This window comes from Pseudomonas sp. OF001 (genome assembly GCF_904426495.1).
Lineage (GTDB): Bacteria > Pseudomonadota > Gammaproteobacteria > Pseudomonadales > Pseudomonadaceae > Geopseudomonas.
Genome location: NZ_CAJGBM010000001.1, coordinates 68527 through 91036, shown reverse-complemented (window position 1 = coordinate 91036; position 22510 = coordinate 68527). Strand labels below are relative to the sequence as shown.

Below are 22510 nucleotides of genomic sequence, written 5' to 3'. Positions count from 1 at the left end.
CTCATCTGGATGACCGGGCCCGCGCGGACGGGCCTCGGTCTGGCTCGGCCTTACTGCGGGTTGGCCCGGGTGCTGGACAGCAGGGTCTTGAGGCTCGCGGCCTTCGGCTTGACCAGCCAGAAGCGGCGGGCGTAGTCGTCGAGGTTGTCGAGCACCTCGCGGCCCCAGACGCTGCCGGTCTCCTCCACGTACTCGACCAGCACGCGGCGCAGGTAGCTGCGGTAGGCCTCCATCGGCTCGCCGCTGATGCGCTGCAGGTCGACCAGTTCGTGGTTGACGCGGTCGAAGAAGCTGTTGTCCAGGTCCAGCACGTAGGCGAAGCCGCCGGTCATGCCCGAGCCGAAGTTGTAGCCGGTCTTGCCCAGCACGCAGACGAAGCCGCCGGTCATGTATTCGCAGCAGTGATCGCCGGTGCCTTCCACCACCGCATGGGCGCCGGAGTTGCGCACCGCGAAGCGCTCGCCGGCGGTACCCGCGGCGAACAGCTTGCCGCCGGTGGCGCCGTACAGGCAGGTGTTGCCGACGATGGCCGACTCCTGGCTCTTCAGCGCGCTGCCGGCCGACGGGGTGATGACGATCTTGCCGCCGGTCATGCCCTTGCCGACGTAGTCGTTGGCGTCGCCTTCCAGATGCAGGTGCAGGCCGCCGGCGTTCCACACGCCGAAGCTCTGCCCGGCGGTACCCTTGAAGCGGAAGCTGATCGGCGCGTCGACCATGCCCTGGTTGCCGTGACGACGGGCGATCTCGCCGGAGATGCGCGCGCCGATGGAGCGGTCGCAGTTGCCGATGTCGAGGGCGAACTCGCCGCCGCGCTTGGCCTCGATCGCCGGCAGGGCCATCTCGACCATCTTCTCGGCCAGCAGGCCCTGGTCGAACGGCGGGTTCTTCTCCACCTGGCAGTACTGCGGCTTGTCGGCCGGGATCAGGTCGCTGCCCAGCAGCGGGGTCAGGTCCAGGTTGCCCTGCTTGGCGGTTTCGCCCGGCAGCACCTCGAGCAGGTCGGTGCGACCGATCAGCTCGCCCAGGCTGCGCACGCCCAGCCTGGCCAGCCACTCGCGGGTTTCCTCGGCGATGAAGGTGAAGAAGTTCATCACCATCTCGACGGTGCCGATGAAGTGGTCCTTGCGCAGTTGGTCGTTCTGGGTGGCCACGCCGGTGGCGCAGTTGTTCAGGTGGCAGATGCGCAGGTACTTGCAGCCCAGGGCGATCATCGGCGCGGTGCCGAAGCCGAAGCTCTCGGCGCCGAGGATGGCGGCCTTGATCACGTCGAGGCCGGTCTTCAGGCCGCCGTCGGTCTGCACGCGGACCTTGCCGCGCAGGTCGTTGCCGCGCAGGGTCTGGTGCGCCTCGGCCAGGCCCAGCTCCCACGGGCTGCCGGCGTACTTGATCGAGGTCAAGGGCGATGCGCCGGTGCCGCCGTCATAGCCGGAGATGGTGATCAGGTCGGCGTAGGCCTTGGCCACGCCGGCGGCGATGGTGCCGACGCCCGGCTCGGCGACCAGCTTGACCGACACCAGCGCCTGCGGGTTGACCTGCTTGAGGTCGAAGATCAGCTGGGCCAGATCCTCGATCGAGTAGATGTCGTGGTGCGGCGGCGGCGAGATCAGGGTCACGCCGGGCACCGCGTAGCGCAGGCGGGCGATCAGGCCGTTGACCTTGCCGCCGGGCAGTTGGCCGCCCTCGCCGGGCTTGGCGCCTTGGGCGACCTTGATCTGCAGCACTTCGGCGTTGACCAGGTACTCGGGGGTGACGCCGAAGCGGCCGGTGGCCACCTGCTTGATCTTCGAGCTCTTGACGGTGCCGTAGCGGGCCGGGTCTTCGCCGCCCTCGCCGGAGTTGGAGCGCGCGCCCAGGCGGTTCATCGCCTCGGCCAGCGCCTCGTGGGCTTCCGGCGACAGCGCGCCGAGGGAGATACCGGCGGCATCGAAGCGCTTGAAGATGGCGCTCAGCGGCTCGACCTGATCCAGCGGCAGCGGCTGCTCGACCGGCTTGACCTTGAGCAGGTCGCGGATCATCGATACCGGGCGCTGGTCGACCAGCGCGCTGTAGTCGCGGAAGCGGGCGTAGTCACCCTGCTGCACGGCTTCCTGGAGCAGGCGCACCACGTCCGGGTTGTAGGCGTGGTATTCGCCGCCGTGGACGAACTTGAGCAGGCCGCCCTGCTGGATCGGCTTGCGCTGGTTCCAGGCCTCGCGGGCCAGCAGCTGCTGCTCGGCCTCGAGGTCGACGAAGCGCGCGCCCTGGATGCGGCTGGCGACGCCGCGGAAGCACAGCTCGACCACCGCATCGGACAGGCCGATGGCCTCGAACAGCTGGGCGCCGCGGTAGGAAGCCACGGTGGAGATGCCCATCTTCGAGAGGATCTTCAGCAGGCCCTTGGAGATGCCCTTGCGGTAGTGCTTGAACGACTCGTGCAGGTCGCCGAGCACCTCGCCGCTGCGGATCAGGTCGGCCAGCACCTCGTAGGCGAGGAACGGGTAGACCGCAGTGGCGCCGAAGCCGATCAGCACGGCGAAGTGGTGTGGATCGCGCGCGGTGGCGGTCTCCACCAGGATGTTGCAGTCGCAGCGCAGGCCGGTCTCGGTCAGACGGTGATGCACGGCGCCGACCGCCAGCGCGGCATGCGCCGGCAGCTTGCCGGGGGCGATGTGGCGGTCGGACAGCACCAGCAGCACCTTGCCGGCGCGCACGGCGGCCTCGGCCTGGTCGGCGATGCGCCGCACCGCAGCCTCGAGGCCGAGCGACTCCTCGTAGTTGAGGTCGATGATCTCGCGCTCGAAGCCCGGGCGGTCGAGAGTCATCAGGGTCTGCCACTTGGCCGGGGAGATCACCGGGGTGTTGAGGATCGCCCGGTTGGCGTGATCGGCGGTCTCCTCGAAGACGTTGCGCTCGGCGCCCAGGCAGGTCTCCAGGGACATGACGATGGCTTCGCGCAGCGGGTCGATCGGCGGGTTGGTGACCTGGGCGAACTGCTGACGGAAGTAGTCGTAGGGCGAGCGCACGCGCTGGCTGAGCACCGCCATCGGGGTGTCGTCGCCCATCGAGCCGACCGCCTCCTGGCCCTGCTCGGCCAGCGGACGCAGCACCTGGTCACGCTCCTCGAAGGTGACCTGGAACATCTTCATGTACTGCTTGAGCTGGTCGGCGTCGTAGGCGGAGCTGCCGTGATCGTCGTCCATGCCGGCCTGGATGCGCAGGGCATTCTGGCGCAGCCACTGGCGGTACGGGTGGCGCGACTTCAGGCGGTTGTCGATGTCCGCGGTGTGCAGCACCTGGCCGGTCTCGGTGTCCACGGCGAGGATCTGCCCCGGGCCGACGCGGCCTTTGGCCAGCACGTCCTCGGGCGCGTAGTTCCACACGCCGACCTCGGAGGCCAGGGTGATGTAGCCGTTCCTGGTGGTGACCCAGCGCGCCGGGCGCAGGCCGTTGCGGTCGAGCAGGCAGACCGCATGGCGGCCGTCGGTCAGCACCACGCCGGCCGGGCCGTCCCAGGACTCCATGTGCATGGAGTTGTATTCGTAGAAGCTGCGCAGCTCGACGTCCATGGTCTCGACGTTCTGCCAGGCCGGCGGGATGATCATGCGCAGGCCGCGGAACAGGTCCATGCCGCCGGTGACCAGCAGTTCGAGCATGTTGTCCATGCTCGAGGAGTCGGAGCCGGTGCGATTGACCAGCGGCGCGATGCTTTCCAGATCGGGCAGCAGCTCGTTGGCGAACTTGTTGCGCCGCGCCACCGCCCAGTTGCGGTTGCCGGTGATGGTGTTGATCTCGCCGTTGTGCGCCAGGAAGCGGAACGGCTGGGCCAGCGGCCAGCGCGGCAGGGTGTTGGTGGAGAAGCGCTGGTGGAACACGCAGATCGCGGTTTCCAGGCGCTCGTCGCCGAGGTCCGGATAGAAGCTGGCCAGATCCGCCGGCATCATCAGGCCCTTGTAGATGATGTCCTTGGCCGACAGGCTGCAGACGTAGAAGTCCGCATCGTCCTTGAGCGCCACTTCGGCGCGGCGACGGGCGAAGAACAGCTTGATCGCCATCTGCTGGTCGTCGAGGCCTTCGCCGCTGACGAACACCTGCTCGATGCGCGGCAGGCACTCCAGAGCCAGGCGGCCGAGCACCGAGGTGTCCACCGGCACGGCGCGCCAGCCGACCAGGGTCAGGCCCTGGGCGACGATCTGCGCGTTGACTTCCGCGCGCGCGCGCGCGGCGCGGGCCTCGTCCTGGCTGAGGAACACCATGCCGACCGCGTACTGCTCGGGCAGGTGCACGCCGAACTGCTCGGCGGCCAGCACGCGCAGGAAGCGGTCGGGCTTCTGCAGCAGCAGGCCGCAACCGTCGCCGGTCTTGCCGTCGGCGTTGATGCCGCCGCGGTGGGTCATGCAGGTCAGGGCTTCGATGGCGGTCTGCAGCAGATGGTGGCTGGGCTGCCCGTGCATGTGGGCAATCAGGCCGAAGCCGCAGTTGTCCTTGAATTGTTCAGGTTGGTACAGACCAGCTTTCATAGACACTCTCACCGGCTAGCTTTCTATTCGATTCGGGCGTTTCTTCGCAACTTTGTCCCGCTTTCCTACCACGTTTGCGGCGCTTGCTGCGATCACGGATGCGCCATTGTAGCGTGCACACCATGACCGAAAAAGCACAAATGACGCGTAAGCGAAAATTCGATGTCGCATTTATAAAAGAAAACCGGCGATGCGCCTAGGCGCATCGCCGGTTTTTTCATCACCTCAGCGAGTCTAGCGACCGGCCTGGCGGATTTCCTGCTGGATGCTGGCGAAGGTCCGCGGCCAGGGCTTGCCGGCCTGCAGGCGTCCCGGCAGGGCGCCCACCGCCGACTTCGCCGCCTCCGGGCTGCTGAAGCGGCCGTAGGTCACCACGTACAGCGGCTTGCCCTGGTGCAGCTTGCGGAAGTAGCGGTATTCGCCGCCACCCTCGCGCACCATGCTCTGCGCCGCCGCCTCCGAACTGGTGCCGAGCAGCTGCAGGGTGTACTGGCCGACCGGCTGAGACAGATACCAGCCGCTGTTGCCGGCGCCGCCAGCCGCCGAGGCTGGTGCAGGAGCCGGGGTCGGAGCCGCCGCGACCGGCTTGGCAGGCGCCGGCTGGGGCGCAGCAACCGGCTTGGCGACCGGCACAGCGGCGACTGCGGCAGACTGGACTGCCGGTGCAGGTGCCGGTGCAGCCGCCGGGGCGGGAGCCGGTGCCGGCTTGGCGACCGGCTCGACCGGCGGGAGCGCGACCGGGGCCACCGGCTCCTGCGGCGGCGTGGCGCTGCTCGGGGTGACCGGCTGGCCGGCCGCCGGCAGCGGCATGGCCGCGTTGGCGGCATCCAGCTCCTCGACCGCCGCCTGTCCGGCGGCGCGCGCCAGCGGCTCGCGCGGCACCGGCTGCCCCTGGCCGACCAGCGGCAACGGCACCGCCTTGCCGTCACCGGCGAACTCGATGGACGGCGCGCTCGCCACGCCAGACTCACCAGCCGGAACGCCATCCGGCCGAGGCAGCTCCGGGGCGCCCCCCTTCATCACCAGAGCCAGGGCCACACCGGCCACCACCACGCCGAGGGCGACGATGTGCTTCTTCGGCAGGCTCAGGCCACCACCGGCCTGCGCCTGCGGCTGATGCTCGACCAGCATGGCCTCGACCAGCACCTCCCGGGCAACCCGATTGATCGCTCCCGGCCAACCTCCCGACTCGGCGTGGATCTCCTCTATCTGCGCATCATCGAACAGCTCCAGCTCCTGACCGGCACCTTCCAGGCGTTGCGCCAGGTAGGCACGGGTATCGGCCAGAGTGTAGGGCTGCAGCTGCTGTACATGGCAGTTGGCGGCCCTGCCGCGGGCATCCAGACGCGCCAGCAGCTCAGGCTCGCCGAACAGGAACACATGGGCGCGACCATCGCTGTCCCCGGCCGCCAGGGCCGCCAGGGTATCCAGCGCCTCGTCCTGCAGCTTCTCGGCATCGTCGACCAGCAGGTAGACCTCCTGGCCGACCTGATTGAGGCGGGCGACCTGACCGAGCAGGCCGTCGACATCCTGATAGCTGCCTCCCAGGCCGTGGCTGAAGGCGCGCAGCAGCATGGGACTGCTGGCTGCCTGGCGGGCCGAGACCGGCACGCTGACCACGCTGCTCTTGTTGCTGCTGGCGACCAGCGCCTGGCGCAGCAGCGTCTTGCCGCTGCCCAGAGGGCCGGTCACCACCTGCATCAGCGCGCTGTAGCGCGCCAACTGGTGCAACTGCGCCAGCACCGGCTTGCGCTGCGCGGGAAAGAACTTGAAGCCCGGCACCCGAGGGGTGAAGGGGTCGTGCGTAAACTGGTAATGCTCAACAAATGCCTCATCGGCCTGCAGGCTGGTCATGAATGCCTCATCCCATTTGCACAAAAAGCCCCGGCGCGAACGCCGGGGCCATCAGCTCACTTCATGCTTGACGGACCAGCGCAGCGTAGTCCGTACGCAACGTCGCCTCGAGAACCTCGCGGGGGTAGTCCGCGGTGACCACGGCATCGCCGAGCTGGCGCAGCAGCACCAGACGCAACTGGCCATCGAGAACCTTCTTGTCGACCGCCATGTGGCGCAGGAATTCCTCCGGCCCCATTTCCGCCGGGGGCACCAGCGGCAGACCGGCGCGCGCCAGCAGGCGGATACCGCGATCGCGAGCCGCGGCATCGATCCAGCCAAGACGGCAGGACATTTCCAGCGCCATCACCGTGCCGGCCGCCACCGCCTCGCCATGCAGCCAGACCCCGTAACCCATCTCGGTCTCGATGGCATGGCCGAAGGTGTGGCCGAGGTTGAGAGTGGCGCGCACGCCGGACTCACGCTCGTCGGCATTCACCACCCGCGCCTTGGCCGCGCAGGAGCGCTCGACCGCCTCGCTGACCGCCTCGGCGTCCAGCGCGCGCAGCGCATCGATGTGCAGTTCCAGCCAGGCAAGGAACGGCTCATCGCAGATCAGCCCGTACTTGATCACCTCGGCGAGGCCGGCCGACAGTTCGCGCGCCGGCAGGGTTCCCAGGGTCGCCGTATCGATCACCACTGCCTTCGGCTGGTAGAAGGCGCCGATCATGTTCTTGCCCAGCGGGTGGTTGATACCGGTCTTGCCACCCACCGAGGAGTCCACCTGCGACAGCAGGGTGGTCGGCACCTGGATGAAATCGACACCACGCTGGTAGCAGGCGGCGGCGAAACCGGCCATGTCGCCGATCACTCCGCCACCGAGGGCGATCAGGGTGGTGCGCCGGTCGTGGCGCGCCTCGAGCAGACCGTCGAAGATCAGCTGCAGGGTTTCCCAGTTCTTGAACGCCTCGCCGTCGGGCAGGACGATGGGCGTCACCTGGTAGCCCTGCAGGGTGTCCAGCAGGCGCTGCAGATACAGCGGCGCCACCGTCTGGTTGGTGACGATCGCCACCTGGCGGCCGGCAATGTAGGGAGTGAAGCAGTCGCGCCGGTCGAGCAGACCAGCGCCGATGAAGATGGGATAGCTGCGCTCGCCGAGATCGACGTGAAGAGTCCGCATGTGGCCCCCGCTCATGGAAAAAGACCACTAGGATAGCGCAGTTCGCCCCCCATTCGGAGCGGACTTGCGCCTTGGTCGTAGACGCCGACCACCAGCGCTCAACGAGGGAGCAACTGTTCCAGACGGCCCAGCACTTCCTGCACCACCAGGCGCGGCGGTCGCTGGTCGGTCTCGATGATCACGTCGGCAATCTCGCGATAGAGGGGGTCGCGGAGCGCCATCAACTCACGCAGCACCTGGCCGGGATTGGCCGTGCGCAACAGCGGGCGATTGCGATCCCGCGCAGTGCGCTCCAGCTGCTGCTCCACTGAGGTGTGCAGGTAGACCACCCGTCCACCGGCGCGCAGCGCTTCGCGATTGGCCGGGCGCAACACCGCGCCGCCGCCGGTGGCCAGCACCAGGCCATCCTCATGACAGAGGTCGGCAATCACCGCCTGCTCGCGCTCGCGGAAACCCTGCTCGCCTTCGACATCGAAGATCCACGGGATGTCCGCACCGGTGCGCACCTCGATTTCCTTGTCGGAATCCTTGAACGGCAGGTGCAGCTCCTTGGCCAGAAGACGCCCGATGGTGCTCTTGCCAGCCCCCATCGGGCCCACGAGTATCACATTGCGCACGTATCAACGACTCACCGAAATTGCCTGGGTGTCCATGATACGCGGGGTGAGGAAGATCAGCAGCTCGGATTTGCTGTCGCTTACCAGATCACGGCGGAACAGCCGACCAAGGAATGGCAGATCTCCGAGGAACGGCACTTTCTCGACTGATTTACCTTGCGAATTGGAGTAAACACCACCGATCACGATGGTTTCACCATCATTGACCAGAACTTTGGCATTGACCTCATTCTTGTTGATCGGAGGCACGCCACCGATGGCACGACCAAAGTCAGGCTCATCCTTGGTGACTTTCACCTCGAGCATGACACGGTTGTCCGGCGTAATCTGCGGGGTCACCTCCAGGGCCAGCGCAGCCTCCTTGAACGAAGTGCTGGTAGCACCGCTGGAGCTGGCCTCCTGGTAAGGCACTTCCGAGCCCTTCAGAATCTTCGCGGTTTCCTTGTCGGACGTGACCACCTTGGGCTGGGACACAATCTCGCCATTACCACTCGCCTCCATGGCAGTCAGCTGCAAATCGAGGATCACGTTGTCGGTGATGAAGCCCAGACCGAAGCCCGAAGTAGCTCCGGCCGCGCCCAAATCGACGAAGGGGCTGTTGACTGGCACCGTGGGGGTACCGGGAAACCGTCCCACCTGCCCCTCATCGCCATCCTCCACTCCCAGGTTGCCATCCTTACCCCAGGCACGCCACTTGGTATCGTTAGCCTTCCAAAGGTTGCCGCCCCAACGGACACCGAGGCTCTTGTCGTAATCGACATTGGCCTCCACGATGCGCGCTTCGATCATCACCTGGCGCACCGGGATATCCAACTGGGCAACGATGCGACGCAGCTCATCGAGCTTGTCCTGGGTTTGGTAGGCGATGATGCTATTGGTGCGGTCATCTACAGTAACCGACCCACGTTCCTTGCCCTGCTCCTCGCCACTGGTGACTGACTGGAAGAGCGTGGCGATATCGGAGGCCTTGGCATAGTTGACCTGAATCAACTCCCGGCGCAGCGGTGCCAGCTCAGCGATCTGCTTCTGCGCCTCCAACTCCTGGCGCTCGCGGGCGGCAATCTCGTCGGCCGGCGCCACCAGCAGCACGTTGCCGATCTTGCGCTTGTCCAGGCCCTTGGTCTTCAGCACCAGATCCAGCGCCTGATCCCAGGGTACGTTCTGCAGACGCAGGGTGATGTTGCCCTGCACGGTGTCGCTGGCCACCAGGTTGAGGTCGGTGAAATCGGCGATCAACTGCAGCACCGAGCGCACGTCGATATCCTGGAAGTTCAGCGACAGTTTCTCGCCGGTATAGGCGAAGCGCTCGCCCTTGCGCTTCTCCACGTCCGCCTGAGTCAGCGGCTTGACGCTGATGGTCAGCCGGTTGTCGGTCTGGTAGGCGAGGTAGTCGTAATGGCCGCTCGGCTCGATGACGATGGTGGCCTTGTCGCCGCTGACGGAGGCGTTGACGAACTGCACCGGGGTGGCGAAATCCTTCACATCCAGGCGCGCACGCAATTGCTCGGGCAACTGGGTGCGCGGAAACTCGAGGCGGATCCTGCCGCCACTCTCCTGGATATCGGGTGCGATCCCAGCCTCGGACAGGTCGATGACGACATTGCCTTCACCCTGCTCGCCGCGCTGGAAATCGATGTTGCGGATCGCCTTGCCGGCCGGCACGAACGGCTGAGAAGCCTGGGCCAGCGGCCGGGCTGCCGCAGGCGCCGGAACCGCACTGACGCTGCCGGCGGCGGCCGCCGCCGAGCCGCCAACCACGACGAACAGGTTATTGCCCTCGACACGCGTGCTGTATGGAGCCTGGGTGCTGAGGTTGATGATCAGCCGGGTACGATCCTTGGCCTCGACCACAGTCACACTGCGAGCATTACCGACGCCCAGTTCGCGATTGCGCGAGCCAAGCCTGTTGCTGACTCCCGGCAGGTCCAGGGCTATGCGCGCCGGCTGGTCGATGGTGTAACCACGCGGGGCGGCCACCGGCTCGTCGAAGGCCAGTTTCAGCTCGACCCGGTCCCCGGGCAGGGCCGCCACATCGAGCCCCTGCAGGTTGGCGGCCAGGGCCGCCTGCGAAAGCAGCGCCGCCAGCAGCGACAGGCTGAAGCGCGAAATGCAAGTGTTCATTGTCTGAATCCGTTGTGCAGACCGAATTGGATTGTGCATGCGTGGAAGCCCCCTCAGGAACGCTCTTTGAGGGTCAGGGTGCGCGGCCGCTCGAGCCAGCCCCCCTCGCCGTCCGGAACAATTTCGACGACCTCGATGCGCTCGTCGGCGATCGTCACGATGCGACCGTGGTTGCGCCCTAGGTAGTCGCCGACCTTGACCCGGTGCACTCCGCCGGCACCGTTGACCAGGGCGAAGCGGCCGTTGTCATTGGCCAGCAGGCCGACCATCTGGAACACCTCAATGTTGAAACCCTCGAGGAACTGCTTGGGCCGTGTCTCGTCGGGCTTGATTTCCACCGAGCCCTTCTGGCGCTTCTGCAGGTCGACCCTGACCGGCGGCTGGAACGGACTGCGCATCGCCGCGGCACTGTAGGTGAAGGCCTCGTAGGGCTGGAACTTGGGCAGCGGCTCGATTTCCCCCCTGGGACGTCCGCGCACCTCGTTCATGTAGGCCTGCAGGTCTGCGAAGTCTCCCGAGGACTCGCAGGCGGTGAGACTGAGCAGCAGCAGGCTGCCGATAATCAGGCGGGAGCCGTTCATCATTTCAGCCCCTTGTCGTTGTAACGGTAGGTCTTGGCCAGGATGCTCATTGCCAGTTTCGCATCGCCCACCTCCCCCTGCGGCTTGATCTCGAAGTCGTGCAGGGTGACGATCCGCGGCAGACTGGCGGCACCACTGACGAAAGAGGCCAGATCGTGGTAACCGCCGACCACACGAATCTGGATCGGCAGCTCGATGTAGAACTGCTGGGTGACTTCCGGCAGCAGCTTGATCTCCTCGAACTCCAGGCCGCTGCCAAGGCCGGTGCGGGTGATGTCCTCGAGCAGGCCGGGCACCTCGGTATCGCTGGGCAACTGCCGCAGCAGCGCACCGAAGGACTGCTCCATCTCCACCATCTGCTGGCGGTAGGCGTCCAGGTTGGCGGCCTGGAAGGCCTTGGTGGCGAACTGCTCCTTGAGAAGCTCCTCCTCGCTGCGCTGCTGGTCGAGCTGCGCCTGCAGATCCATGAGATGGAAGTTGTAGCCCAGCGCCAGTACCACCACGAAAAGCAGGATGCCGGCGATGACCTTAACCGGCCCCGGCCAGGACCCCAGATTGTTGACATCGAGTTCGTTGAAGTTGACCTTGCGCAGGCTTTCCAGGGATTCAGCCAGACTCATTGCTTGGCACCTCCTCGCTGGGCGACGGACTTGTCAACATTCTCGGGCTGGGTCTGCTGCACGCTCAGCTTGAACACGTTGGCCTGGTCCACGGCGCCGGCGGTCACCGCCTTGACCTCGGTCAGGTTGGGCGCCTCCAGCCACTCGGAGGCATCCAGGTTGCGCATCAGGGTGGACACGCGATTGTTGGACTCGGCGGCGCCGCCGATGGCGATGTTCTTGCCGGTCATCTTCAGTTCGGTGAAGTGCACGCCATCGGGCAGGGTACGCACCAGTTGATCGAAGATCCGGCCGATGATGGGCCGATTACCCTGCAGGTCCTGGATGATCTTCATCCGCTCCAGCAACTGCTGACGGCGCTGCCGCAACTCGCTGATCTCCTTGATCCGCCCATCCAGCACGGCGATTTCCTTGCGCACGAAGTCGTTGCGTGCGTTCTGCTGCTCGATGGCCATGTTCAGGTAGCGGTCGCCAGCGAACACCAGCGCAGCACCACCCACCAGCACAGCTCCGAGCGCCACCAGGAAACGCTGCTTGCGCTCCTCGCGGCGCTGCTCGCGCCAGGGAAGAAGGTTGATTCTGGCCATCAGTCGAAACTCCTCATCGCCAGGCCGCAGGCGATCATCAGCGCCGGCGCATCGCTGGCCAGCGCCGCGGCATTCACCTTGCTGCCCAGCGCCATGTCGGCGAAGGGGTTGGCCACCACGCAGGGGGTGCCGATCTTCTGCTGGATCAACCGGTCGAGATCCGGCAGGGACGCCGTACCGCCGGCCAGCAGGATGCAGTCGACGTCGCTGTACTGGCCGGCGGCGAAGAAGAACTGCAGCGAGCGCGACACCTGCTGCACCACGGCCTCCTTGAAGGGCAGCAGCACTTCGCTGTCGTAGTCGTCCGGCAGGCCACCCTGTTTCTTGGCCAGACCGGCCTCCTCGAAGGACAGCCCGTAGCGGCGCTGGATCTCCTCGGTCAGCTGCTTGCCGCCGAACAGCTGCTCGCGGATGTAGATGGTCTTGCCGTTGTGCAGCACGCTGAGGGTGGTCATGGTCGCACCGACGTCCACCACTGCCACGGTCAGCTCGTCGCGCTCGCCCGCCAGGCGCGGCTCAAGCAGCGAGTAGGCGCGCTCCAGCGCATAGGCCTCGACATCGACTACCCGAGGGGTCAGGCCGGCGAGAGCCAGGGCGGCCTCGCGCACCTCGACGTTCTCCCGGCGGCAGGCCGCCAGCAGCACCTCGACACGCTCGGGGTTGCGTGGCGCCGGGCCCTGGACCTCGAAGTCGATGGCCACCTCCTCGAGGGGATAGGGGATGTACTGGTCGGCCTCGATCTTCAGCTGGTTCTCCAGCTCGTCCTCGGACAGCCCGGCGTCCATCTCGATGCTCTTGGTGATCACCGCCGAGCCAGCCACGGCCACGGCCGCGTTCTTGACCCCGGTGCGGGCCTTGACCAGCACGCGGCTCAGCGCCTGACCGACACCCTCGATCTCGGCGATGTTCTTCTCGACGACGGCATTCGGCGGCAACGGCTCGACCGCGTAGGCCTCAACCTTGTAGCGCCCCCCCGAGCGGCTCAGCTCCAGCAGCTTTACCGAGGTGGAGCTGATGTCGATCCCCAATAGCGTATTCGCGGTCTTGTTGAAGAGCCCTAGCACGGCCAATTTCCTATCAGCATCCGATGGTTACGGACGGTTCGCGTATTTCAGCATTAAACACCCCCACTTGACAGAGGGGTAAATGGCTACCTCGGGGAAAAAACACTTATAATGTGAACAGCTTTTGCCTTTTCCCTGCCGCCCAGTCACCGCCTTTCCCCCCGGACAAGCCAGATTCCCAATGCGTCTGTTGAAGCTTCTGTCGTGGACCTGTGTCGCCCTGCTCAGCGCATTGCTGCTCGGCTTCAGCGGCACCTTCCTCTATCTCAGCCCGGGCCTGCCCTCCGTCGAAACGCTGCGCAACGTGCGCATGCAGGTGCCGCTGCGCGTCTACAGCGCCGACGCCAAGCTGATCGCCGAATTCGGCGAGATGCGCCGCAGCCCCATCGCCTTCGCCGACATCCCCCAGGACTTCATCGATGCCCTGCTGGCGGCAGAGGATGACAATTTCGCCCGCCATCATGGCATCGACGTCAAGAGCCTGATGCGTGCCGCGGCGCAATTGCTGAAGAGCGGGCAGATCCAGACCGGCGGCAGCACCATCACCATGCAGGTGGCGAAGAACTTCTTCCTCTCCAACGAGAGAAGTTTCTCGAGGAAAATCAACGAGATACTCCTGGCCCTGCAGATCGAGCGGGCGCTCGGCAAGAACGAGATCCTCGAGCTCTACGTCAACAAGATCTATCTTGGCAACCGCGCCTACGGCATCGAGGCGGCGGCACAGATCTACTACGGCAAGCCGATCGGCGAGCTGTCGCTGGCCCAGCTGGCGATGATCGCCGGCCTGCCCAAGGCTCCCTCGCGCTACAACCCGGTGGTCAACCCCGAGCGCGCCAAGATCCGCCGCGACTGGATCCTCTCGCGCATGCACGAGCTGGGCAAGATCGACCTGCAGCGTTATCAGAGCGCACTGGCCGAACCCGTCGAAGTGCGCCAGCAGGCTGCCAGCCCGCCGGAGCTGGAGGCCCCTTACGTGGCGGAGATGGCCCGCGCGGAAATCATCGGTCGCTTCGGCAGCGACGCCTATACCGAAGGCTATCGTGTCCACACCACCGTCAGCAGCAGACTGCAGAGCGCGGCCAACCAGGCCCTGCGCGACGGCCTGATCGAGTACGACCAGCGTCACGGCTACCGCGGCCCGGAGCAACGCCTGCCACAGCTCGACGCGGCAGGCTGGCTGGGCAGACTGGCCGAACAGCGCACTCTCGGCGGCCTGGAGCCGGCGATCGTCAGCGCCATCGGCAGCGACGGCATCCGCGTCCTGACCCGCGGCGGCAGCGAGGAAGCAGTGGCCTGGGACACCATGCGCTGGGCACGCCCGCACCTCGGCAACAACAGCCTGGGCCGCCAGCCGAGCAAACCGGCCGACGTGGTGCAGAAGGGCGACCTGATCCGCGTGCAGCGCCAGGCCGACGGCACCCTGCGCTTCGTCCAGCTGCCGCAGGCCCAGGGCGCGCTGGTCTCCCTGGACCCGGCCGATGGTGCGATCCGCGCACTGATCGGCGGCTTCGCCTTCGAGCAGAGCAACTACAACCGCGCCACCCAGGCCAAGCGTCAGCCCGGCTCGAGCTTCAAGCCGTTCGTCTACAGCGCCGCCCTGGACAAGGGTTTCACCGCCGCCAGCCTGATCAACGACGCCCCCATCGAGTTCGTCGACCCCTACAGCGGCGAAGTCTGGCGTCCGAAGAACGACAACAATACCTTCCTCGGCCCGATCCGCATGCGCGAGGCCCTGTTCAGGTCGCGCAACCTGGTGTCGATCCGCCTGCTGCAGGAAATCGGCATCGACTACGCCCTCGACTACGGCAAGCGCTTCGGCCTGCCCCCGGAGGAGTTGCCGCGCAACTTCTCCCTGGCCCTCGGCACCGCCAACCTCACTCCCCTCGAGGTGACCACCGGCTACGCGGTATTCGCCAATGGCGGCTACCGGGTGCAGCCCTACCTGATCACCCGCATCGACGACCGCGACGGCAAGACCCTGTACCAGGCCAACCCGCCGCGGGTACCGGGCGCGCAGGAGCCGGCGCCGGTGATGGCCAGCGACGCTGCGCCCACCACCGACAGCCCGCAGCAGGCGGCGCCCGCCCAGCAGGCCCAGCGGGCGATCGATGCACGCACCGCATACATCATGACCAGCATGCTGCAGGACGTGATAAATCGCGGTACCGGCCGTCGCGCCCTGAGCCTGGGGCGCAGCGACCTGGCCGGCAAGACCGGCACCACCAACGAGCAGAAGGACTCCTGGTTCGCCGGCTACAACGGCGACTTCGTCACCACCGCCTGGGCCGGCTTCGACCAGCCGCAGAGCCTCGGCCGCCACGAATACGGCGGCACCGTGGCCCTGCCGATCTGGATCCGCTACATGGACGTTGCCCTCAAGGACCGCCCGATGCACCTGCCGCCGGAACCGGAGGGCCTGCTGCGCCTGCGCATCGACCCGAGCACCGGTCGCGCCGCCGCCGCGGGGGCCAGCGGCGCCTTCTTCGAGCTGTTCAACAAGGACGCACCGCCGCAGCCGGCGCAGGAAGTCAGCAGCGACGGCTTCCGGGACCAGTTCGGCAGCGAGCCGGCTGCAGTGCCCATCGACCTGTTCTGACCCGCCCGGACATGAAAAAACCCGCCGAATGGCGGGTTTTTTCTGGCTTGCCGATCGATCAGGCGCCGAACACGTCATCCACCGACTTCAGCGGATAGTGCGCCGGATAGCCCAGGCGCGCCACGCCGGTCTCGATGGCCGCCTTGGCCACCGCATCCGGCACCAGCTGGATCAGGCGCTGATCCATCGGCTTGGGAATGATGTACTCGCGACCGAACTCCAGGCAGTCGACACCGTAGGCTGCACACACTTCCTGCGGCACCGGCAGCTTGGCCAGCTCGCGGATGGCGTTGACCGCGGCGATTTTCATCTCTTCGTTGATGCGGGTGGCGCGCACGTCGAGGGCACCGCGGAAGATGAACGGGAAACCGAGCACGTTGTTGACCTGGTTCGGGTAGTCGGAACGGCCGGTGGCCATGATCACGTCCGGGCGTACCTCGCGGGCCAGCTCCGGCTTGATCTCCGGATCCGGGTTGGAGCAGGCGAACACGATCGGATTGGGCGCCATGCGCGCCAGGTCTTCCGGCGGCAGCAGGTTGGCCCCGGACAGGCCGACGAACACGTCGGCACCCTCCATCGCGTCGGACAGGGTGCGCTTGTCGGTCTCGTGGGCGAACACCGCCTTGTACTGGTTCAGATCGTCGCGACCGGCGTGGATCACGCCCTTGCGGTCGATCATGTAGATGTTCTCGATCTTCGCACCGATGGCGACCAGCAGCTTCATGCAGGCGGTGGCCGCGGCGCCGGCGCCGAGGCAGACGATCTTCGCGTCTTCCAGCTTCTTGCCGACGATCTCCAGGGCATTGAGCATGCCGGCGGCGGTGACGATGGCGGTGCCGTGCTGGTCGTCGTGGAACACCGGGATGTCGCACTGCTCGATCAGCGCGCGCTCGATCTCGAAGCACTCGGGCGCCTTGATGTCCTCGAGGTTGATGCCGCCGAAGGTGATGGAAATGCGCTTGACGGTATCGATGAAGGCCTGCGGGCTTTCGGCGTCCACCTCGATGTCGAACACGTCGACACCGGCGAAACGCTTGAACAGCACGCCCTTGCCTTCCATCACCGGCTTGGAGGCCAGCGGACCGAGATCGCCCAGACCGAGGATCGCGGTACCGTCGGAAATCACCGCCACCAGATTGCCCTTGCCGGTGTACTTGAACGCCAGCTCGGGGTCGCGGGCGATCTCGCGCACCGGCTCGGCGACGCCGGGGCTGTAGGCAAGGGACAGGTCGCGCGCGGTAGCCGTGGGCTTGGTCAGCTCGACGCTCAGCTTGCCGGGGCGGGGCTGGGCATGGTACTCGAGCGCGGCGGTTTTCAAATCAGACATGTTGGTGCTTCCGCTTTCTATAGTTATGTAGGTACAGACAGGGATCCCGAGCATACGGCAAGAGCGCGAAGCCCCACAAGAGCATCACCGCAGAGCCTCGAAGCCGCCTGTCAAGGGCCACTTTCGGCCAGCCCCGCAGCCACCTCGCCGGCCCGCCCCGGCGCTGCCCGGGCCCACCTTTTCAGCGCCGCTCGAGCATCGCCGGATGGGTGAGCGGCAACAGCCAGCGCGCCTGCCCCTGCCCGGATGAGCCGCGCCGGCGGCGCTCGATCACCCAGCCACGCGCCTCGACCATCTGTCCCCGCAGCTTCCGCAGGGCGCGCTCGTCGAACTGCGCCAGCACGCTCGGGGCAACCTGCAGCACCAGGTCGCCCTCCAGCTCCAGCCAGACTCCGCCGCGGTTGCGCTCGATCCGCTCCACCCGCCCGCGCACCAGGGCAAAGCCGGCGCGGCGCAGCTGCGCCGCCTCGATCAGCGGACTGCGCCGCCACACTCCCCGGCCGCCCGCACGGGCTCCCGCCTCGGCGGCGAACTGGCACTGCGCCAGCGCGGTGTTCGGCGCCAGCGCCACGGCGAAGCCGAGACCGGCGGCGAGCTGCTGTGCCTCCCAGTTGCGCCCGTCACGACCGAAGGCATGCGCCAGGAGACGGCCGTAGCGATCGCGCCCCTGCACGCCGGAGACCAAGGCAACCTGCCCACCGCTGGCGGCAACCAGACGCTCGAGATGACGGGTCGCCGCCTCGGCGAACGGCTCGGGTGGGCGGCCATCGCGGCCCCGCTCCGGTGCGTTGAGGCCGATCAGGCGCACGCTGCGGCCATCGCCCAGGCGCAGGGTATCGCCGTCCACCACCCGCACCACCGACGCCTCGCGCAGCGGCCCCGGCGCCCGGCAGCCATCGGCCCGGGCGCCGGGCGGCGCCAGGACAAAAGCGGCACAAACAAAAAAGGCGCCCCAGAGGGACGCCTTTTTGGTGGCTGCGGGAAACGCCTGGCGAGCCCCGCTGCGCATCGCTTACTTCTTGGTGGAACCGAAGCCGGCGAAACGCTGCTTGAAGCGGTCGATGCGGCCGCCGGTGTCCAGCACCTTCTGCTTGCCGGTGTAGAACGGGTGGCACTCGGAGCAGACGTCGAGGCTCAGGTCCTTGCACAGGGTGGAACGGGTCTTGACCACGTTGCCGCAGCTGCAGGTCGCGGTGACTTCTTCGTACGCGGGATGGATTTCCGGTTTCATCTATGGATCCTCAGGGGTGGTGTGCCGCCACCCGACACCATGCCGGGCACCGCACGAGGTAATTCACCGGGGCAGCCAGGCCACCCGGAAAAATAGGGCGGCATGATAACAGACGCCCTATCCGATGCAAGCATCCGGCCGTCACGGCGGCGCAGTGCCTGCGTGCTAAGATCGCCGGCCTTCGCCTGCGGAGCCCCTGCGTGACCCTGCCCATCCTGCGCCTCGCCCTGCCCTCGCCGCTGCGCCGCCTGTTCGACTACCGCGCGCCCACCGATTGCGACCCGACCCTGCTCGTGCCCGGCGTACGCCTGCGCGTGCCGTTCGGCCGCCGCGAGCTGGTCGGCGTACTGGTTGAGAAAGTCGCCCACAGCGAGGTGCCGGAGGAACGCCTGCGCGCAGCCGTCGCCCTGCTCGACCGCCGCCCGGTGCTGCCGCCGGCGCTGCTCGAGCTGTGCCGCTGGACCGCCAGCTACTACCAGCACAGCCTCGGCGACACCTTCAGCTGGGCGCTGCCCAACCTGCTGCGCCAGGGCGAATCGGCCGAGCGCGGCGAGGAACGCATCTGGCAGGCCGCGGCCGGCGCCCGTCTCGACGACCCGCGTCTGGCCCGCGCGCCGCGCCAGCGTCAGGCGCTGGCGACCCTGGCCCAGCATCAGCACGGCATCAACCAGAACCTGCTGGAGCAGTTCCAGCTGTCGCGCGACAGCCTCAAGCTGCTGCACGACAAGGGCCTGGTCGAGGTGATCCGCCGCCGCCCGAGCATTCCCGAGCACCACGGCGCCTGGCTGCTGCAGCCGGAGCTGGCGCTCAACGCCGAGCAGCGCAGCGCCTTCGAGGCGGTGCGCGCAGGCGCAGGACGCTTCCACCCCTGCCTGCTGGCCGGGGTCACCGGCAGCGGCAAGACCGAGGTCTACCTGCAGCTGATCCGCGAGACGCTGGAGGCCGGCAAGCAGGCGCTGGTGCTGATCCCGGAGATCAACCTCGGCCCGCAGACCCTCGAGCGCTTCGCCCGCCGCTTCAACGCGCGGATCGCCCTGCTGCACTCGGGACTGACCGACCGCGAGCGCCTGGAAGCCTGGCAGGCTGCCCGCGAGGGCCACGCGCAGATCGTCATCGGCACCCGCTCGGCGCTGTTCACCCCGCTCAGGTCGCCGGGGCTGATCATCGTCGACGAAGAGCACGACGCCTCCTATAAACAGCAGGAAGGTCTGCGCTACCACGCCCGCGACCTGGCAGTGATGCGCGCGCGCCTGGAGCGGGTGCCGCTGCTGCTCGGCTCGGCCACGCCGTCGCTGGAAAGCCTGCACAACGCCGAGCAGGGGCGCTACGCCCTGCTGCGCCTGAACCAGCGCGCCGGCGGCGCCCGCCAGCCGCGCTTCGAGCGCCTCGACGTGCGCAGCCGGCCGCTGGACAGCGGCCTCTCGCCGCCGCTGCAGCGGCTGATCGGCGAGACCCTGGCCGCCGGCCAGCAGGTGCTGGTGTTCCTCAACCGCCGCGGCTTCGCCCCCACCCTGCTGTGCCACGACTGCGGCTGGATGGCCAAGTGCCCGCGCTGCGACGCGCGCCTGACCCTGCACCAGCGCTCCGGCGAGCTGCGCTGCCACCACTGCGACCACCGCGAGAAGCCGCCAGCCGCCTGCCCGCAGTGCCAGCACGTCGACCTGCGCCCGGTCGGCGTCGGCACCGAACGCAGCGAGGAGCGTCTGCGCATCCTGTTCCCCGACTACCCGATACTGCGCGTCGACCGCGACAGCACCGCGCGCAAGGGCGCCATGGAGCAGCTGTTCGCCACCATCCAGCGCGGCGAGCCGTGCATCCTGGTCGGCACCCAGATGCTCGCCAAGGGCCACCACTTCCCGCGGGTCACCCTGGTGGCCATCCTCGACGCCGACGGCGGCCTGTTCAGCGCGGATTTCCGCGCCAGCGAGCGCATGGCCCAGCTGATCGTCCAGGTCGCCGGCCGCGCCGGCCGCGCCGAGGCACCCGGGCGGGTGCTGATCCAGACCCACCTGGCCGACCACCCGCTGCTGGTGCAGCTCACCGAGCAGGGCTACTTCGCCTTCGCCGCCCAGGCGCTCAGCGAACGCCGCGCCGCCGGCCTGCCGCCGTTCAGCCACCTGGCCCTGCTGCGCGCCGACGCCCACCAGATGGCGCAGGCCGAGGCCTTCCTCGACCAGGCCGCCAGTCTGGCCGAGCAGCGCCTGGCGGCCAGCGGCGAGACCGCCGTGCAGGTGCTCGGCCCGGTGCCGGCGCCGATGGAGCGCCGCGCCGGCCGCCACCGCGCCCAGCTGCTGCTGCAGGCCCCCGGCCGCGCCGCCCTGCACCGCCTGCTCGGCCCCTGGCTGCTCGACCTTGAGAGCCTGCCGGGCAACCGCCAGGTACGCTGGTCGCTGGACGTCGATCCGATCGACCTGTTCTGATCCGGTGGCGGTTGGCAAGCCCCGACGGGCTACGGATAATGTACGGTTTTCGAGCAGCGCCCCGGCGCCCACGCACCCGGCCTGAAGAGCACACCGATGAAAGACAGCATTCGCCACCTGATCCAGCAAGCCCTGACCCGCCTGACCGCCGAAGGCGTGCTGCCGGAGGGACTGACCCCGGCGATCCAGGTGGAGAACACCCGGGACAAGACCCACGGCGACTTCGCCAGCAACATCGCCATGATGCTGGCCAAGCCGGCCGGGATGAAACCGCGCGAGCTGGCCGAGAAGCTGATCGCCGCGCTGCCGGCCGATGCCGCCATCAGCAAGGTGGAGATCGCCGGTCCCGGCTTCCTCAACTTCTTCCAGAACAGCGCCGCCCTGGCCGAGCGCCTGGAGGCCGCGCTGGCCGACGCGCAGCTCGGCGTGCGCAAGAGCGGCGCCGCCCAGCGCGTGGTGGTCGACCTGTCCTCGCCGAACCTGGCCAAGGAGATGCACGTCGGCCACCTGCGCTCGACCATCATCGGCGACGCCGTGGCCCGCGTGCTGGAGTTCCTCGGCGATACCGTCATCCGCCAGAACCACGTCGGCGACTGGGGCACCCAGTTCGGCATGCTGCTGGCCTACCTCGAGGAGAACCCGGCCGCCGCCGAGAGCGAGCTGGCCGACCTCGAACAGTTCTACCGCGCGGCCAAGAAGCGCTTCGACGACAGCGCCGAGTTCGCCGACCGCGCCCGCGCCCTGGTGGTCAGGCTGCAGGCCGGCGATGCCGAGTGCCTGCGCCTGTGGCAGCGTTTCAACGACGTGTCGCTGTCGCACTGCCAGGCCGTCTACGACCGCCTCGGCGTCAAGCTGAGCCCGGCCGACGTGCGCGGCGAGAGCGCCTACAACGCCGACCTGCCGACCATCGTCGCCGAGCTGCAGGCCAAGGGCCTGCTGACCGAGAGCGACGGCGCGCAGTGCGTGTTCATGGACGAGTTCAGGAACGCCGAAGGCAACCCGCTGCCGGTGATCGTGCAGAAGGCCGGCGGCGGCTACCTGTACGCCACCACCGACCTGGCCGCCATGCGCTACCGCAGCCAGACCCTCAAGGCCGACCGCGCCCTGTACTTCGTCGACCAGCGCCAGGCCCTGCACTTCCAGATGGCCTTCGAGGTCGCGCGCCGCGCCGGCTTCGTCCACGCGGGCATGGACCTCGAGCACATGGGCTTCGGCACCATGAACGGCGCCGACGGCCGCCCGTTCAAGACCCGCGACGGCGGCACCGTCAAGCTGATCGACCTGCTCGACGAGGCCGAGCAGCGCGCCTACGCCCTGGTCAAGGCCAAGAACCCCGAGCTGGACGAGGCCGAGCTGCGAGGAATCGCCCAGGCCGTCGGCATCGGCGCGGTCAAGTACGCCGACCTGTCCAAGCACCGCACCAGCGACTACAGCTTCAACTTCGAGCTGATGCTCAGCTTCGAGGGCAACACCGCGCCCTACCTGCTGTACGCCTACACCCGCGTCGCCAGCATCTTCCGCAAGCTGGGCAAGGGCATCGACGAGATCGGCGGGCAGATCGACCTGCAGGCCGAGCAGGAGCAGGCGCTGGCTGCCAAGCTGGCGCAGTTCGGCGAGGTGCTCAACAGCGTCGGCGCCAAGGGTGTGCCGCACGTCCTGTGCAGCTACCTGTACGAACTGGCCGGGCTGTTCTCCAGCTTCTACGAGAACTGCCCGATCCTCGCCGCCGAGGACCCGGCGGTGCAGCAGAGCCGCCTGCGCCTGGCCGCGCTGACCGGCCGTACCCTCAAGCAGGGCCTCGAGCTGCTCGGCCTGACCACCCTGGAGCGCATGTAAG

15 protein-coding genes are annotated in these 22510 nt (G+C 67.6%); 3 read left to right on the top strand and 12 right to left on the bottom strand.

The window, feature by feature from the left end; all coding sequences use genetic code 11:
• Window positions 1-50 precede the first annotated feature (50 nt).
• The 9 genes from gltB to RA210_RS00360 form a co-directional block, all read right to left on the bottom strand.
• The gene (gene gltB, locus RA210_RS00400; RefSeq protein WP_201485045.1) at window positions 51-4496 is read right to left on the bottom strand and encodes a glutamate synthase large subunit; all 4446 of its coding nucleotides are present in this window, start codon (window positions 4494-4496) and stop codon (window positions 51-53) included.
• Between the two features lie 234 nt (window positions 4497-4730).
• The gene (locus RA210_RS00395) at window positions 4731-6350 is read right to left on the bottom strand and encodes an AAA family ATPase (RefSeq protein ID WP_201485043.1); all 1620 of its coding nucleotides are present in this window, start codon (window positions 6348-6350) and stop codon (window positions 4731-4733) included.
• Window positions 6351-6411: 61 nt separating this feature from the next.
• Entirely contained in the window at window positions 6412-7509 is a 1098-nt protein-coding gene (gene aroB, locus RA210_RS00390; protein ID WP_136491086.1) for a 3-dehydroquinate synthase, read from the bottom strand.
• Window positions 7510-7607: 98 nt separating this feature from the next.
• Window positions 7608-8126, bottom strand: a complete 519-nt coding sequence (gene aroK / locus RA210_RS00385; RefSeq protein WP_201485042.1) for a shikimate kinase AroK — start codon at window positions 8124-8126, stop codon at window positions 7608-7610.
• Window positions 8127-8129: 3 nt separating this feature from the next.
• Entirely contained in the window at window positions 8130-10247 is a 2118-nt protein-coding gene (gene pilQ / locus RA210_RS00380) for a type IV pilus secretin PilQ (protein WP_201485039.1), read from the bottom strand.
• Window positions 10248-10300: 53 nt separating this feature from the next.
• On the bottom strand, window positions 10301-10828 hold the full coding sequence (gene pilP, locus RA210_RS00375) for a type 4a pilus biogenesis lipoprotein PilP (RefSeq protein WP_136491098.1): 528 nt from the start codon (window positions 10826-10828) through the stop codon (window positions 10301-10303).
• Entirely contained in the window at window positions 10828-11448 is a 621-nt protein-coding gene (pilO, locus tag RA210_RS00370; protein ID WP_136491089.1) for a type 4a pilus biogenesis protein PilO, read from the bottom strand. Before pilO ends, pilP begins: the two co-directional genes overlap by 1 nt.
• Window positions 11445-12035 (bottom strand): type 4a pilus biogenesis protein PilN, encoded by a 591-nt coding sequence (gene pilN / locus RA210_RS00365; protein ID WP_136491090.1) that lies wholly within the window; start codon window positions 12033-12035, stop codon window positions 11445-11447. Before pilN ends, pilO begins: the two co-directional genes overlap by 4 nt.
• On the bottom strand, window positions 12035-13099 hold the full coding sequence (locus RA210_RS00360) for a pilus assembly protein PilM (RefSeq protein WP_136491091.1): 1065 nt from the start codon (window positions 13097-13099) through the stop codon (window positions 12035-12037). Before RA210_RS00360 ends, pilN begins: the two co-directional genes overlap by 1 nt.
• Window positions 13100-13280: 181 nt before the next feature.
• Here RA210_RS00360 and RA210_RS00355 point away from each other — a divergent pair, with 181 nt between their 5' ends.
• A complete protein-coding gene (locus RA210_RS00355) occupies window positions 13281-15695 on the top strand; it encodes a penicillin-binding protein 1A (protein ID WP_201485038.1) in 2415 nt (804 codons plus the stop codon).
• Window positions 15696-15753: 58 nt separating this feature from the next.
• Here the strand turns inward: RA210_RS00355 and RA210_RS00350 are convergent, their stop codons facing one another.
• From RA210_RS00350 to rpmE, 3 genes are all read right to left on the bottom strand, one after another.
• The gene (locus tag RA210_RS00350) at window positions 15754-17022 is read right to left on the bottom strand and encodes a malic enzyme-like NAD(P)-binding protein (RefSeq protein ID WP_136491093.1); all 1269 of its coding nucleotides are present in this window, start codon (window positions 17020-17022) and stop codon (window positions 15754-15756) included.
• A 181-nt stretch (window positions 17023-17203) separates the two neighbouring features.
• On the bottom strand, window positions 17204-18031 hold the full coding sequence (locus tag RA210_RS00345) for a thermonuclease family protein (protein ID WP_201485037.1): 828 nt from the start codon (window positions 18029-18031) through the stop codon (window positions 17204-17206).
• Between the two features lie 3 nt (window positions 18032-18034).
• The gene (gene rpmE, locus RA210_RS00340) at window positions 18035-18253 is read right to left on the bottom strand and encodes a 50S ribosomal protein L31 (protein WP_136491095.1); all 219 of its coding nucleotides are present in this window, start codon (window positions 18251-18253) and stop codon (window positions 18035-18037) included.
• A gap of 200 nt (window positions 18254-18453) precedes the next feature.
• Between rpmE and RA210_RS00335 the strand changes: the two genes are divergently transcribed.
• Together RA210_RS00335 and argS are read left to right on the top strand one after the other, a co-directional pair.
• A complete protein-coding gene (locus RA210_RS00335; protein ID WP_201485035.1) occupies window positions 18454-20673 on the top strand; it encodes a primosomal protein N' in 2220 nt (739 codons plus the stop codon).
• Window positions 20674-20769: 96 nt separating this feature from the next.
• Window positions 20770-22509: an arginine--tRNA ligase gene (gene argS / locus RA210_RS00330; protein WP_201485033.1), complete on the top strand. Its 1740-nt coding sequence runs from the start codon at window positions 20770-20772 to the stop codon at window positions 22507-22509.
• Window position 22510: the final 1 nt, after the last annotated feature.